Source organism: Aeromonas sp. (assembly GCF_050252055.1).
Lineage (GTDB): Bacteria > Pseudomonadota > Gammaproteobacteria > Enterobacterales > Aeromonadaceae > Aeromonas > Aeromonas caviae.
The window spans coordinates 402,684-416,073 of sequence record NZ_JBFWLQ010000001.1 but is presented as its reverse complement, the minus strand read 5'-3'; the positions used below and the strand labels follow the sequence as shown (position 1 = coordinate 416,073).

Below are 13,390 nucleotides of genomic sequence, written 5' to 3'. Positions count from 1 at the left end.
CGGTACCTTGACTGTGTGGCCCGTCGATCCTATGGGCTTGAGCCAACAATTTCAAAGGGTTTGCACCTCCCTTGCGAAAGGTTTGCGACCCAGTCGACGAAAGGCCCCCGGAGTCTGACCCGTCAGGCGGCGAAAACGGTTGGCAAAGTTGGCGCCGTCGCTGTATCCGACCCGGGCCGCCAGCTCGGCCAGCGGCCAGTTGGTGTAGAGCAGCAACTGGCGCGCCTTGTTCATGCGAAGCCCGGTGAGCCAGGCCATGGGGCCCATGCCGAACACCTGCTGGCAGAGCCGGTGCAGATGGGGCACCGAGCAGGCCATCTGGTCGGCCAGCAGGGCCACGCTCCAGGGCTCGTCCAGACGTGCCTCCACCCGCCGAAACAGCGCCTGCAGCCGCAGCTCCGGCGTGCCGCGCACCTCCCCCTGCAGGGTTCGCTCCAAGAGCGCCAGCAGCAGGCTCAGCAGCTGGGGCTGGAGTGGCGAACGAATTCCCTCCCCCTGCATCAGGCTGAGCAGATGGTAGAGCTGCTCCCCCTCCTCCCCCTGCCAGATGCGATGGCCAAGCCGGTGCAGATGCTGCCAGCGCGGCACGTCGTCCAGCAGGATCCAACTGGTATGCCAGTCTTCCCCCACCAGCCTGAGGCCCCCCGGCACGGCGGCCGGGAGAAAGACCAGGGCTCCCGCCGGGATGGGCTGCTCCCCGCCATCGGTGAGCAGGGCGCCCCCCTCGTCATGGCTCACCATCAGGATGTGAAACTCCGGTCGGTTGCGGCGGATAAGGTAGTGCTCCCGTATCGTCGAGAGGCCGGTCAGGAAGACGCCCGCCTCCCCAAGCAGGGGCAGCCCTTCGCGTCCCAGCATCCGCTCTTCGCAGGCCGGGGCGATTTCCAGACACTCGCTGATAAATGGCATAGCACCTCAACAGGATAGTTTTGCACAAGAAAGCCGAGAGAGGCTCACAGTGAAGCCTCCCGATATCACCCCTATCATACCCACGACAAACCCTGATTTTTACCAACCCGGTTAACATAAATGAATTATTGGCAAGCGATTTTAAAACAAACCACCGATCGCGAGTTCATGACGCGACTGTGGCGACTGGCCCTGCCGGTTTCGCTGCAATCCATGATGTTCTCCCTGCTCGGCCTCATCGACATCATGATGGTGAGCCAGCTCGGCACCACGGCTGTGGCGGCGGTCGGCTTGGGCAACCGGGTCTTCTTCTTCAATCTGCTGGTGATAGCGGGGCTCTCGGGCGGGGTCTCGGTGTTGGCGGCACAATATTTCGGCCGTGGCGAGATGGCCGGGGTGCGCCGCTCCCTGGCCCTGGCCCTGGTGGGCGCCCTGGCGGTGAGCCTGCCCTTTGCCCTCGTCTATGTGCTCTCACCGGGCAGCGTGCTCGGCTTTGCCAGCCAGGAGCCCGCGCTGCGCGAGCTGGCCGACGAGTTCCTGATGATCACCGGCGCCACCATCCTCTGCACCGCCGTGGTGGTGCCCCTGGAGTCGGCCCTGCGCTCGGTGGGCAATGCCGCGGCACCGACCCGCATCGGTATCATCGCCATCATCGCCAACGTCATCCTCAACTATGCCCTCATCTTCGGCCATTTCGGCGCCGAGGCCATGGGAGTAGCCGGCTCCGCCTGGGGCACCACCCTTTCGCGCCTGCTGCAGACCGCGCTGCTGCTTGCCTATGTGTGGCGTGCCGAGCCCCGTCTCATCCCGCGCAAGCAAGACTGGCTCGCCGCCTTCAGGCGCAAGGAGGTGGTGCGCTTCACCCTGATCGCCCTGCCGCTGTTGCTGCACGACGGGCTCTGGGCCTTCGGCATGCTGCTCTACGGCTTCCTCTACGCGCACCTTGGCACCGACGCCCTGGCCATCATGACCACCCTCGGCACGCTGGAGAGCATCCTCATCTCCCTCTTCTTCGGGCTGGCGGTGGCCTGCTCCACCCTGCTCGGTCACCGGCTCGGGGCAGAAGAGTATGACGAGGCCTGGCAGCACTCCCAGCTCTTCCTGCTGCTTGCCCCCGTCGGCGCCCTGCTGGTGGGGACCGCCGTCTGGCTGATGCAGGGCAGCCTGCTGCAATGGGTCGGCAACCTGCCGGGCGAGCTGATGACTGAGGCCGGCCAGGTGCTCGCCATCATGTGTCTGGGCATGCTGCTCAAGGTGTTCAACATGGTGGGGATCGTCGGGGTGCTGCGCTCGGGGGGGGACGTCAACTACAGCATCTTCATCGACATCGTCGGCATGTGGTGCATCGGCCTGCCGCTGGCCTGGGTGGCGGTCAGCCTGCTGGGCTGGCCCCTCTCCTGGGTGGTGGCGGTGGTCCTGCTGGAGGAGCTCTCCAAGGTGCTGCTGGTGCAGCGCCGCATTCGCCAGCGCCGCTGGCTGCGCAATCTGGTGCTGGGATAAGGGAAGAGCGCAAAGCGGGAAAATGCGGGGTCATATCAATGACAGAAAATCCCGCTTTGCAGTATGCTGGCCCCCTCTTCAATCAGAGGCGGGGTACGCCGGCCATGCCGACCCTTGTGCCCCTGCCCAGTAGTCGTTTAAGGAGACGAGCATGCAACCACAAAAAGAGCGGATCACCGAGACTGCCCTGCTGGAGATGGCCAACAAGATCATTCGTGAACACGAGGACTTCATCCACGGCATGCGCGCCGACTCGGTGGAGCAGAAGGGGGACATTCTGGTGTTCAAGGGGGAGTTCTTCCTGGCAGAGGACGGCACCCCGACCGGCAAGACCATGGCGGTGTTCAACATGTTCAAGCTGCTGGCCCAGCAGCTCTCCGGCAAATACACCCTGGCCTGACGCCAGCCCCGTCATCACCGGATGCCGCCCTCAGGCGGCATCCGTTTTTGTGCGCCCAGCATCGCCCGCGGGTTTGCCGGCCTCGGCCACCACGCAGTTGCGACCCGCCATCTTGGCCATGTAGAGGCACTCGTCCGCCCGGTTGAGCAGATCCTCCACCCCCTCGCCACGCTGGGCCAGGGTCAGACCGATGCTCACCGTCACCTCCAGCAGCTCGTCGGAGGTGGGGCTTTTCACCAACCTCGCCTCCACCGCGACCCGCAGCCGCTCCGCCACCCGCTTGGCTTGTGCCAGATCCGTGCAACCGGGCAACAGGATGGCAAACTCCTCCCCGCCGTAACGCCCGAGCACCATGCCGGGCTCCAGTTGTTCCGACAGGGTGGCCGCCACCTCCTTGAGCACCGCATCCCCCGCCAGATGGCCGAAGGTGTCGTTGATGCGCTTGAAGCGGTCCAGATCCAGCAGCAGCACCGCGAAGGGAGCCTGTTTGCGGATCATGGCGGCCCTCGCCTTCTCGAGCTGCTTCATCAGCAGGCGGCGGTTCATCATGCCGGTCAGCTCGTCCGTGGTGGATTCCCGATAGAGTTGCAGCAGCATGTTGAGCTGGCCGCACTGCACCCAGGCGCTGGCGATGGCAAAGAGCCCCAGCAGCCAGACCTGATTGAGGGTCTGCACGCTCCAAAGAGGCTGGCCCACCAGCAACCAGTTGCCCGCCAGCATGGTGGCCAGAATGCCCCCCGCCAGTTGCAGGCTGAGGGAGAGGGGAATGGGGAAGATGGCGAACAGGCTGATGAGCAGATAGGGGAAGGCCATGTAGCCCGCCTGCATCTCCTGATCCGCGCCGAAGCTGTGCAGGCAGATGAGGGAGAAGAGCATCATCACCGCCATCAGGTAGCCCAGCGCCAGCTTCATGCGCTCGCGCTTGAAGTGGATGAGATAGGAGAGGGGGATGAGGGGCGAGAGGGCCAGCAGGCAGAAGATCCTGACCTGGAACAGCGCCTCGAACTGGATGGCTGGCAGGGTCAGCCAGTCCACCAGGGCCCAGCTCGGGAGCCCCGCCATCAGCAGACAAGTGAGCAGCCGCAGCCGCACCGTCATGAAGCCCATCCGGGTCAGGGTAAAATCTTCGGAGTGGGCGCGGGCACTCCAGAACTCCGACAGCTTCAGCATCCAGAGTCTCCATCTTCGAACCGAGGGCTCATTCTACACCGTCCCCATCCTGATGCATCAGCCTCCCTCCCCTTTGTGAGGGATCGGTCTCACACAAACCGGCGGATCTTAATCGCCACAGGAAAACGTTTCAACCCATCAGGAAATAAACGAGTTTGCGCTCAATTAGCGCTGGAAAGCGCGATGCCAATCACTAAAATAGCGCCCAATTTTCTCCCATCCCCCCACACATTCGAGGTATTTATGGAACAGGCTGCCGCCCCAAGCGCCATCCGAGAGGCCCATCCCCCCAGGCGAGCCCACAGCGAACTGGTCTACGGCATCGAGGATGTCCCCCCCCTGCCCCAGACCCTGTTCGCCGCCCTGCAGCATATGCTCGCCATGTTTGTCGCCATCATCACACCGCCCCTCATCATCGCCAATGCCCTCGGCCTCCCCGCCGACGACACCCGCTACATCGTCTCCATGTCCCTGGTCATGTCCGGCATCGCCTCCTTCATCCAGACCCGCCGTTTCGGCCCCCTCGGTTCCGGCCTGCTCTCGGTGCAGGGCACCAGCTTCAACTTCCTCGGTCCCATCATCGCCTCCGGCCTCGCCCTCAAGCAGGCGGCCATGCCCACCGACGATCTGCTGGGCACCCTGTTCGGCACCATGCTGGCAGCGGCCCTCACCATCGTCGTCATGAGCCGCTTCCTGCACCTGGTCAAACGGATCATCACCCCGCTGGTGACCGGCATCGTGGTATTGCTCATCGGCCTGACCCTCATCAAGGTAGGGCTCATCAGCATGGGGGGCGGCTACGGCGCCCTGGCGGACGGCAGCTTCGCCAGTCACACCAACCTCTTTCTCTCCCTGCTGGTGCTCGGCCTCATCGTGCTGATGCAGCGCAGTCGCAACCCCTGGCTGCGCCTCTCCGCCATCATGATCGCCATGCTGGCGGGCTATGCGGTGGCACTGCTGCTGGGCAAGGTGGCTGCTCCCACCTTCGACAGCCCGCTGCTGATGGTGCCTGTTCCGCTGCACTACGGGCTCGGCTTTGACTGGCAGCTGTTCGTGCCGCTCGCCATCATCTTCGTGGTGACGGCGCTGGAAGCCATCGGCGACATGACCGCCACCTCCGACATCTCCGGCGAGCCGCTGGAAGGGCCGGTCTACATGGCGCGGATCAAGGGGGGCGTGCTGGCCGACGGCGCCAACTCCATGCTGGCGGCGGTCTTCTCCACCTTCCCCATGTCCACCTTCGCCCAGAACAACGGCGTCATCCAGCTGACCGGGGTGGCCAGCCGCCATGTCGGCCTCTTCATCGCCGCCATGCTGGCCCTGCTCGGCCTGTTCCCGGCGGTGGCGAGCCTGGTGCAACAAATACCTGAACCCGTGCTCGGCGGCGCCACCATCGTCATGTTCGGCACCATCGCCGCCGCCGGGGTGCGCATCATCTCCCGGGAGGAGCTGGACCGCCGCGCCCTGATGATCCTGGCGGTGTCGCTCGCCATGGGTCTCGGAGTGGCCCAGGTGCCCGAGGTGCTGCAACACCTGCCGGAGCTGGCCAGGAGCGTGCTCTCCTACGGCGTCGCCACCGGCGGCCTCACCGCCATCGTGCTAAATCTGCTGCTGCCCAGGCGCGCCGCCGCACAGGCCTGACACTCCGCCATCCTTGCACCAAAGCCCCGCCATGCGGGGCTTTACCTTGTTTGCCCCCGCGCGTACTGTGCTTGGCAGCCTCTGCCAAAGGATGCCTCTCATGCCTTATACCCTGCTGCCCCCGCCGCCCGCCCACCAGACACCCGACCAGATCCTGGCCGAGGAGCAACGCTGGCTGCGGGAGTGCGCCGGTGACGGCGAGCCCAGGGCCCTCCTCTGGCAGGGCCCCCAATGCCTCATCGTCACCCGCAAGGATACCCGTTTGCCCCGCTACCAGGCCGCCTGCGAGCAGCTTGCCGCCGAGGGCTGGCCGGTGTTCGTGCGCGACAGCGGCGGCACCGCCGTGCCCCACGGCGCCGGCATCCTCAACCTCTCCCTCATGCTGCCCCGCACCACCACGGATCTGGCCCACTACTACCGGCTGCTGGGGGCGCCCCTGCTCGCCCTGCTGGAGGAACACGGTCTTGCGGGCAGCTACGACTTCGTGCCCGGCTCGTTTTGCGACGGCCAGTACAACCTGGTGATCGGGGGGCGCAAGGTGACCGGCACCGCCCAGCGCTGGCTGGCGCCGGGCCGGGATCACGACGGCGCCGTGCTGGCCCAGGCCATGCTGCTGGTGGCGGGGGATGTGGACGAGGGCACCCGGATGGCGAGCCGCTTCTACGAACTGGCCGGGGGCGAGCTGCGCTTTGCTCCGGGCACCTCCACCACCCTGGCCCACGCCATTGGCTGGCAGGGGGATGAGGCGGCCCTGGTGAGCCGGGTGAGCAGGGCGCTGGCGCAGCGGCTCACCGGAGATATTCCCTCCCCCTGACCCCCTGGGGGCAACAAGCGCCGCCAGTCATTGCGTAAAATGCAAAAAAGCCACGATGAGCGTCGTGGCTTTTGCGTATTTCGCACAGATATTGTCAGAGGAGCCGGGATCAAGCCCCGGGTTTTGCCATCCCAGCCCGGATCCCGGTTGACACCATGGACAGGAGCCCGGTGACAGGACTTCCCGCAGGCCCGCTTCTCATCAGGCCGTCTGCGGCTCGGGCTCGGACTCCGTATCCCGGTCCCGGCTGAAGTAGGCGCGGGTCTCGGCAATCACCACGTGGCGCAGGCCGATGAGGCCGATGAGGTTGGGCACCGCCATCAGGCCGTTGACGATGTCCGCCAAGAGCCAGATCAGGTCCAGATGGAGGAAGGCACCGCTCGCCACCAGCACCAGATAGATGAGGCGGTAGGGTTTGATCGCCTTCACCCCGAACAGGTACTCGGTGCAGCGCTCGCCGTAGTAGTTCCAGCCAAGGATGGTGGTAAAGGCGAAGAACAGGAGGCCGATGCTCACCAGATACTGGCCCACATGGGCATCCAGCCCCTGGGCAAAGGCCAGACTGGTCATGGCCGCACCGCTTGCATCGCCGCTCCACACCCCGGTCACCACCAGCGTCAGACCGGTCATGGTGCAGATGATGATGGTGTCGATGAAGGTACCGGTCATGGAGACCAGCCCCTGCTCCACGCAGGAATCGGTCTTGGCCGCCGCCGCCGCGATGGGGGCCGAACCCAGCCCCGACTCGTTGGAGAAGACCCCGCGCGCCACCCCGGACTGGATCGCCAGCATAATGCCGGCGCCGACGAAACCGCCGGTGGCCGCATGGCCGGTGAAGGCGCTCCCGATCACCAGCATGACCGCATCGGGCAGGGCGCCTGCATTGTTCACCAGCACCCCGGCACAGGCGACGATGTAGAAGATGGCCATGAAGGGCACCACCTTGCTCGACACACTGGAGATGGACTGGATACCCCCCAGGGTCACCAGCGCCACGATCAGGGTCAGCACCACGGCGGTCACTTCACGGGGTACCGAGAAGGAGAGGCTCATGGCATCACTGATGGCGTTGACCTGGGGGAAGGTACCGATGCCGAAGAAGGCGACGCCGATGCCGAACAGGGCAAACAGCTTGGCGAGCGGCCTGGAGCCGAGCCCCTTCTCCAGATAGTACATGGGGCCACCTGCCATCTGGCCGTTGGCGTCCTGCTGGCGATATTTCACCGCCAGCAGGCACTCGGCGTACTTGGTGGCCATGCCGAACAGGGCGGCCATCCACATCCAGAACAGGGCGCCCGGGCCGCCGAGCTTGATGGCGGTGGCGACCCCGACGATGTTGCCGGTGCCGATGGTGGCGGAGAGGGCGGTGCACAGGGCACCAAAGCTGGAGACATCCCCTTGCTTGCCCTGCCCCTGATCGCGGCCAAAGACCAGCTTGAGGGCCAGCGGCAAACGCACGATCTGAAGCAGACCCAATCGCCAGGTGAGATAGATACCGGTCCCGACCAGCAGGATCAGCAGGGGGGGACCCCAGATAAAGCTATCGATGGCGGCGAGCGCCGATTGAATTGATGACATGCATCCTCCTTAAAAAACAACGATTAAGGAGGAGAAGGATGATCTTCCCATAGGTGTCGCGATCGGCCAGAGGCGATCGGATGCGGGCCAAGCCCAGGTACAACCATCCCATCCCCTCTGTCCTTTTGCCTGAGAGTTTCCGGCGCCAGATTGCGATGCAATCACGGTGCCTTGCTCCTTCGGCGCCCGATTCAACGGGTCTCTCCAGAGTATCGTCCAGTAGCAGTCCACACCGGTTGCCCGGTACCTGAAAGATTCACTTCTTCGGTGGATGGTTGTCCATCGCTCTCCTGCTACCTTCATCCGAACTAGTTTGGATCAGGAAGCGGGCATGGTAATCCAAAAAATGTGAGCTGTCTCGCACTCCCTGGCCCCGGCGCCCCCTTTTTACCTGGCCGCAACCCCCGGGTCTGATGTTATTAGTTCGTTAACTATCAACAGCTTATCAAGCTCCCTTCGGAGGTGCTCCCCATCACGGCCCTGATCGCTCCCCGTATCAAGAGCCTGTTTCGTCTCGACCAGAAAAACTTGCCGACATATCCAATCAAAATGCTTGCACACAAACTCAATAAGCCGATAATCCCGCGCATAACTAAGCACTTTGCAAGGGAGTTATGCAATGTGCCTGGTGGGTCCCTCCGGACCGCTCGCCTGAGCCGGCCGTCGCCGGTTCAATCGCATATGGCTTGGGCATATCACGCCCCCTAAGGACTATCAAAAGAGAATGAACGAGACCCTGGTCGCACAAGATTACCGTCAGTTGGTTGAACAATTCGGCTCCCCCCTGCTGCTGCTCGACAAGGCAGCCGTCCGCAAACAGTATCGGGCCCTGGCGGCCGCCCTGCCCGATGTGCGCTTGCATTATGCACTCAAACCCCTGCCCCACGAGGCGGTGGTCTCTGTCTTGAAGGAAGAGGGGGCCTGTTTCGATCTGGCCACCAATGGCGAAGTGGATCTGGTGCGCAGCCAAGGGGTTCGCCCGGGACGCTGCATCCATACCCATCCCATCAAGCGTGACAGCGACATCCGTTATGCCCTGGAATTCGGCTGCACCGTGTTTGTCTATGACAACCCGCTGGAGCTGGAAAAGTTCCTGCCCTATAAGGATGAAGTGAAACTGCTGCTGCGGGTCAGCTTCCCCAACCCCGAGACCAAGGTCGATCTTTCCAAGAAGTTCGGCTGTACCCCGGAGCAGGCACTGCCGTTGCTGCAACTGGCCCAGGCCAAGGGGATCAAGGTGATGGGGCTGTCGTTCCACGTCGGCTCCCAGGTGCCCCACGCCCGTCGCCACGTGCAGGCCATCGACGCCTGCCGCGAGATCATGGAGCAGGCCTGGGAGCTAGGGCTCAAGCCCTGGGTGCTGGATATCGGCGGCGGCTTCCCGGTGGACTATGACGGCGGCGAGTTCGACATCGACGGTTTCTGCGCCCCGATCCGCGAGGCCCTGGCCAAGCTGCCCGCCACGGTGCAGAAGATTGCCGAGCCGGGCCGCTTCATCAGCGCGCCGGCCATGACCTCGGTCTCCAGCGTGATGGGCAAGGCCCACCGCGGCGACAAGATCTGGTACTACCTGGATGACGGTCTCTACGGCAGCTACAACGGCCAGCTCTACGACCACGTCACCTACCCGGTGAGCACGCCCTATGCCCACGGCGAACTGCACAATGCGGTGCTCTCCGGCCCCACCTGCGACAGCGTGGACGTCATCCGCGACAGCATCATGCTGCCGGATCTCGAGATCGGCGAGCTGGTGGTGGGTCGGGTGATGGGGGCCTACACCTGGGCCTCCGCGTCCACCTTCAACTTCTTCCCCAAGGCGAGCATCCTGATCCTGGACAGCGCCCAGAAGCAGAAGCTGGTTGCCGTGGCCTGAGACTAGGACCCGCGCACAAAAAAGAGGGGACGCCGCGGCGTCCCCTCTTTCATTTCATCATCAGACTAGATGAACTGGCTCGTCAGCAGCCAGCCGGTGTAGGCGACGAAGCAGGCGAGCAGCACGCCCCCCTCCAGCCGGTTGATGCGCCCCTGCCCCTTGCGGCCCAGACACATCATCAGCAGCAACAGGGTCAGCCCCATCATGATGCTCCAGTCGCGGGAAAGCACTTCGGGCGCCACCTCGAGCGGGTGGATGCCGGCGGCGATGCCCACCACGGCCAGGGTGTTGAACAGGTTGGAACCCAGCACGTTGCCAAGGGCCAGATCGTGCTCGTTCTTGCGGATGGCGATGAGGGACGATGCCAGCTCCGGCAGGGAGGTCCCCACCGCGACTATGGTCAGGCCAATCACCAGATCGCTGATGCCAAAGCCCTGGGCGATGGTCACCGCCCCCCACACCAGCAGACGGGAAGCCCCGATCAGCAGCACCAGGCCGACGATGAGCCAGAGGATGGCGCTCTTGAGAGACATGCCCTCGGAGACGATGTCCTCCTCGGTATCCGTATCCAGCGCATCCCCCTTGCCGTTCATGCCGGCCCAGATGGACCAGCCCATCAGCACTGCGAACACAGCCCCCAGAATGGCGGCATCCATCCGGCCCAGATTGCCGTCGATGAGCAGGGCGCCGGAGAGCAGGGTGATGCCGAGCAGGATGGGGATCTCCTTGCGCACCACCTGGGAGGCGACGGCGATGGGGCTGATCAGGGCGGTCAGACCCAGGATCAGGGCAATATTGGTGATGTTGGAGCCATAGGCATTGCCGAGCGCGAGCCCGGGATTGCCCTGGGAGGCCGCCAGCGCGGAGACCACCATCTCGGGGGCCGAGGTACCAAAACCGATGATCACCATGCCGATCAGCAGCGGCGGCATACCGGCGTAACGGGCGGTGGCGGCGGCGCCGTCCACGAACTTGTCGGCACTCCAGACCAGCAACGCCAGTCCGGCAATCAGGGCAACAAAAGCCAGGGTCATATTGTTCTATCTCATCCACGGCAAACACGAGAGCCAGGCAAGTTGCCTGGCTCCATCCAAACGCGGCCTCAGTGTAACGGGGCCGCTTGCTATTTCAAGGTGTAATCAAACGCCGATTAATCTTTCACAGCGCCGCCAGCAGGCTCTGGGCATCCGACACCTCGAACTTGCCCGGCGCCTCCACGAAGAGCCGCTCCACCACACCATCGTTGGCGATGAGGGCAAAACGCTGGGCCCGCACGCCGCCGAAGGCCCCGGTCTCCTTGGCAAGACCCAGTGCCCGGGTCCAGCTGCCGTCACCGTCCGCCAGCATGGTGATGGCAGAGGCGTTCTGGGCCTCTTGCCACGCCTTCATCACGAAGGCGTCGTTGACCGACAGACAGCACAGTTCCACCCCCTTGGCCCTGAACTGATCGGCCAGCACCACGTAGCCCGGCAGGTGGGCGTTGGAGCAGGTGGGGGTGAAGGCGCCGGGCACCGCAAAGAGCACCACCCGCTTGTCGGCAAACAGGGCCCGGGTATCCTTCACCTGCTTGCCCTCGGCGGTGATAAAGGTAAATTCCCCTGCGGGCAGGGATTGACCGACCGTGATCATGATGACGCATCCTTCTGTGGTTCAAAGAGGCCCAGTCTACCCCATTCCACCAGAAGGCGAAGGGGTCCATCGAGCAGCAACAAAGCGATCGGGGAGCGAACGCCTGTCGCCCCTATTTCTGGCCTGATGGCAGGCGCCTTGCCTGCCAGATGGCTATGGCGAGCAGGGAGTCGGGCGTGAACTCGCCCGCCCGATCGGCTATCTCGCCCAGGCTCATCCAGTGCACCTCGCTCACCTCTTCGGCCTGCAGTTGCAGCGGCCCCTGATAGTGACAGCTGAACAGGCCGCCCCAGACCCGGTAGAGGCTGCCGCTCGCCTCCCCTTCGGCATAGAAGGTGCCGTAATCCTGCAGGGGCACGTCGCGGATCCCCAGCTCCTCGGCCAGCTCACGCCGGGCGGAAAGGGCCATGGCCTCCCCCGTGGTCACCACGCCACCGGCGCAGGCATCCAGCATGCCGGGGCAAAAATCCTTGCTCGGGGTGCGCCGCTGCACCAGGATGCGCTCAGCCTCATCCAGCACCAGGATGTAGCTGGCACGATGGCGCAGGTTTTCCTGACGCACCCTGGCGCGCTCGGCCACCCCGATCACCCTGTCCTGCTCGTCTACTATGTCCACCCACTCCACGTGCGGCACCTTTGTCATGTCTGCAATGGCCGCAGTATATCGGGCCCCGGACCCGGACTCTCACTACTTTTTCAACGCAGGGGCTGCACGCCAGTCGATCACAAGACAGATTCATACAAATCTTTATCAAGTGTCACATCAGTGTCACGGTCCGTCGGCATAGTGTGCCCTGTCCAAACAACAGGGTCTCTTGCCATGAAGGTGTTCAAGCAGTGGTCTCCCCGTCGAATTGCTCGCTATATCAAGAGCTTCCATCATGGAAGTTTCATGGTTGAAGCACTGGGGCGGTTTGAGTTTCAAGGGGGGATCATCGATGTGAAGCCGTTGAGCTGTCATCAGGCGCTGAGCCTGGCCCGGCAGATCAACCTGGCCGTGCGCGATCTGCGCACCACCACCCTGTTGCCGGGCTGACATACTCCTTTCTGTCTGTCGTCGACTTCCATGTACACATTTGCCCGCCGCTCATTCGAGCGTGCGGGCTGTTTTTCTGAAGGTTGTGCCCTGCCTCAGTGCTGCAGGATCTGGGAGAGGAAGAGCTTGGTCCGATCGGACCGGGGGTTGTCAAAGAACTGATCCGGCACGTTCTCTTCGATGATTTGCCCCCGGTCCATGAAGATCACCCTGTCCGCCACCTGCTTGGCAAACCCCATCTCGTGGGTGACGCAGAGCATGGTCATCCCCTCGTGGGCCAGCTCCACCATCACATCCAGCACCTCCCGCACCATCTCGGGATCCAGCGCAGACGTCGGCTCGTCAAACAGCATGACCTGGGGATTCATGCAGAGACTGCGGGCGATGGCGACCCGCTGCTGCTGGCCACCGGAGAGCTGCCCCGGATACTTGAGCGCCTGTTCGGGGATCCGCACCCGGCGCAGGAAGTTCATGGCGATCTCCTCGGCCTCCTTGCGCGGCAACTGCTTTACCCAGATGGGCGCCAGGCAACAGTTCTCCAGCACGGTCAGATGGGGGAAGAGGTTGAAGTGCTGGAACACCATGCCCACCTCCCGGCGCACCGTCTCGATGTTCTTGAGATCCGAGGTCAGGGCCGTGCCCTTGACCAGGATGTCTCCGCTCTGGTGCTCTTCCAGCCGGTTGATGCAGCGGATCATGGTGGACTTGCCCGACCCCGATGGTCCGCAGATGACGATCTTCTCCCCTCTGCCCACCTGCAGGTTGATGTTGCGCAGCACGTGAAACTCACCGTACCACTTGTTGACCTCTTTCAGTTCGACAACTGCGTCCGTTTTCATA

General features: G+C 63.7%; 13 protein-coding genes and 1 riboswitch. Of the genes, 6 read left to right on the top strand and 7 right to left on the bottom strand.

What is annotated here, in order from left to right; translation table 11 throughout:
• Nucleotides 1-51: 51 nt before the first annotated feature.
• The gene (locus tag AB7E19_RS01860) at nucleotides 52-909 is read right to left on the bottom strand and encodes an AraC family transcriptional regulator (protein ID WP_322131362.1); all 858 of its coding nucleotides are present in this window, start codon (nucleotides 907-909) and stop codon (nucleotides 52-54) included.
• A 120-nt stretch (nucleotides 910-1,029) separates the two neighbouring features.
• Between AB7E19_RS01860 and AB7E19_RS01855 the strand changes: the two genes are divergently transcribed.
• Both AB7E19_RS01855 and AB7E19_RS01850 read left to right on the top strand, forming a co-directional pair.
• The gene (locus tag AB7E19_RS01855) at nucleotides 1,030-2,409 is read left to right on the top strand and encodes an MATE family efflux transporter (RefSeq protein WP_041213343.1); all 1,380 of its coding nucleotides are present in this window, start codon (nucleotides 1,030-1,032) and stop codon (nucleotides 2,407-2,409) included.
• A 151-nt stretch (nucleotides 2,410-2,560) separates the two neighbouring features.
• Entirely contained in the window at nucleotides 2,561-2,809 is a 249-nt protein-coding gene (locus AB7E19_RS01850) for a YciN family protein (RefSeq protein WP_010673495.1), read from the top strand.
• Nucleotides 2,810-2,839: 30 nt separating this feature from the next.
• Here AB7E19_RS01850 and AB7E19_RS01845 read toward each other — a convergent pair whose 3' ends face one another.
• Entirely contained in the window at nucleotides 2,840-3,979 is a 1,140-nt protein-coding gene (locus tag AB7E19_RS01845; RefSeq protein WP_010673494.1) for a GGDEF domain-containing protein, read from the bottom strand.
• Between the two features lie 243 nt (nucleotides 3,980-4,222).
• On the opposite strand from AB7E19_RS01845, the gene AB7E19_RS01840 reads away from it, so the two are divergent.
• Both AB7E19_RS01840 and AB7E19_RS01835 read left to right on the top strand, forming a co-directional pair.
• Nucleotides 4,223-5,620, top strand: coding sequence for a nucleobase:cation symporter-2 family protein (locus AB7E19_RS01840; protein WP_322131361.1), 1,398 nt, complete (start codon nucleotides 4,223-4,225; stop codon nucleotides 5,618-5,620).
• A gap of 100 nt (nucleotides 5,621-5,720) precedes the next feature.
• The gene (locus tag AB7E19_RS01835; RefSeq protein ID WP_041213346.1) at nucleotides 5,721-6,434 is read left to right on the top strand and encodes a lipoyl protein ligase domain-containing protein; all 714 of its coding nucleotides are present in this window, start codon (nucleotides 5,721-5,723) and stop codon (nucleotides 6,432-6,434) included.
• Between the two features lie 201 nt (nucleotides 6,435-6,635).
• On the opposite strand, the gene AB7E19_RS01830 is transcribed toward AB7E19_RS01835, so the two are convergent.
• Nucleotides 6,636-8,012, bottom strand: coding sequence for an alanine/glycine:cation symporter family protein (locus AB7E19_RS01830; RefSeq protein WP_045523510.1), 1,377 nt, complete (start codon nucleotides 8,010-8,012; stop codon nucleotides 6,636-6,638).
• A 107-nt stretch (nucleotides 8,013-8,119) separates the two neighbouring features.
• Nucleotides 8,120-8,230, bottom strand: a riboswitch (glycine riboswitch).
• A 506-nt stretch (nucleotides 8,231-8,736) separates the two neighbouring features.
• On the opposite strand from AB7E19_RS01830, the gene AB7E19_RS01825 reads away from it, so the two are divergent.
• Nucleotides 8,737-9,885 (top strand): type III PLP-dependent enzyme, encoded by a 1,149-nt coding sequence (locus AB7E19_RS01825; RefSeq protein ID WP_010673490.1) that lies wholly within the window; start codon nucleotides 8,737-8,739, stop codon nucleotides 9,883-9,885.
• Between the two features lie 65 nt (nucleotides 9,886-9,950).
• Here the strand turns inward: AB7E19_RS01825 and AB7E19_RS01820 are convergent, their stop codons facing one another.
• The 3 genes from AB7E19_RS01820 to yfcD form a co-directional block, all read right to left on the bottom strand.
• On the bottom strand, nucleotides 9,951-10,919 hold the full coding sequence (locus AB7E19_RS01820; protein WP_151028559.1) for a calcium/sodium antiporter: 969 nt from the start codon (nucleotides 10,917-10,919) through the stop codon (nucleotides 9,951-9,953).
• Nucleotides 10,920-11,043: 124 nt separating this feature from the next.
• Nucleotides 11,044-11,514 carry a peroxiredoxin gene (locus AB7E19_RS01815; protein WP_286700664.1) on the bottom strand — a complete coding sequence of 157 codons (471 nt, stop codon included), beginning with the start codon at nucleotides 11,512-11,514 and terminating at the stop codon, nucleotides 11,044-11,046.
• 112 nt (nucleotides 11,515-11,626) lie between these two features.
• Nucleotides 11,627-12,157: an NUDIX hydrolase YfcD gene (gene yfcD / locus AB7E19_RS01810; RefSeq protein ID WP_322131360.1), complete on the bottom strand. Its 531-nt coding sequence runs from the start codon at nucleotides 12,155-12,157 to the stop codon at nucleotides 11,627-11,629.
• A gap of 177 nt (nucleotides 12,158-12,334) precedes the next feature.
• Between yfcD and AB7E19_RS01805 the strand changes: the two genes are divergently transcribed.
• Nucleotides 12,335-12,550: a DUF1107 family protein gene (locus tag AB7E19_RS01805; RefSeq protein ID WP_010673486.1), complete on the top strand. Its 216-nt coding sequence runs from the start codon at nucleotides 12,335-12,337 to the stop codon at nucleotides 12,548-12,550.
• 95 nt (nucleotides 12,551-12,645) lie between these two features.
• Here AB7E19_RS01805 and AB7E19_RS01800 read toward each other — a convergent pair whose 3' ends face one another.
• Nucleotides 12,646-13,389: an amino acid ABC transporter ATP-binding protein gene (locus tag AB7E19_RS01800; RefSeq protein WP_319921396.1), complete on the bottom strand. Its 744-nt coding sequence runs from the start codon at nucleotides 13,387-13,389 to the stop codon at nucleotides 12,646-12,648.
• Nucleotide 13,390: the final 1 nt, after the last annotated feature.

Bases quoted from the DNA above. Each gene is read 5' to 3' on its own strand.
- AB7E19_RS01855 (WP_041213343.1), top strand. From the start codon at position 1,030: ATGAATTATTGGCAAGCGATTTTAAAACAAACCACCGATCGCGAGTTC.
- AB7E19_RS01815 (WP_286700664.1), bottom strand. From the start codon at position 11,514: ATGATCACGGTCGGTCAATCCCTGCCCGCAGGGGAATTTACCTTTATC.
- AB7E19_RS01850 (WP_010673495.1), top strand. From the start codon at position 2,561: ATGCAACCACAAAAAGAGCGGATCACCGAGACTGCCCTGCTGGAGATG.
- AB7E19_RS01805 (WP_010673486.1), top strand. From the start codon at position 12,335: ATGAAGGTGTTCAAGCAGTGGTCTCCCCGTCGAATTGCTCGCTATATC.
- AB7E19_RS01835 (WP_041213346.1), top strand. From the start codon at position 5,721: ATGCCTTATACCCTGCTGCCCCCGCCGCCCGCCCACCAGACACCCGAC.
- AB7E19_RS01820 (WP_151028559.1), bottom strand. From the start codon at position 10,919: ATGACCCTGGCTTTTGTTGCCCTGATTGCCGGACTGGCGTTGCTGGTC.
- yfcD (WP_322131360.1), bottom strand. From the start codon at position 12,157: ATGACAAAGGTGCCGCACGTGGAGTGGGTGGACATAGTAGACGAGCAG.
- AB7E19_RS01840 (WP_322131361.1), top strand. From the start codon at position 4,223: ATGGAACAGGCTGCCGCCCCAAGCGCCATCCGAGAGGCCCATCCCCCC.
- AB7E19_RS01845 (WP_010673494.1), bottom strand. From the start codon at position 3,979: ATGCTGAAGCTGTCGGAGTTCTGGAGTGCCCGCGCCCACTCCGAAGAT.
- AB7E19_RS01860 (WP_322131362.1), bottom strand. From the start codon at position 909: ATGCCATTTATCAGCGAGTGTCTGGAAATCGCCCCGGCCTGCGAAGAG.
- AB7E19_RS01830 (WP_045523510.1), bottom strand. From the start codon at position 8,012: ATGTCATCAATTCAATCGGCGCTCGCCGCCATCGATAGCTTTATCTGG.
- AB7E19_RS01825 (WP_010673490.1), top strand. From the start codon at position 8,737: ATGAACGAGACCCTGGTCGCACAAGATTACCGTCAGTTGGTTGAACAA.
- AB7E19_RS01800 (WP_319921396.1), bottom strand. From the start codon at position 13,389: ATGAAAACGGACGCAGTTGTCGAACTGAAAGAGGTCAACAAGTGGTAC.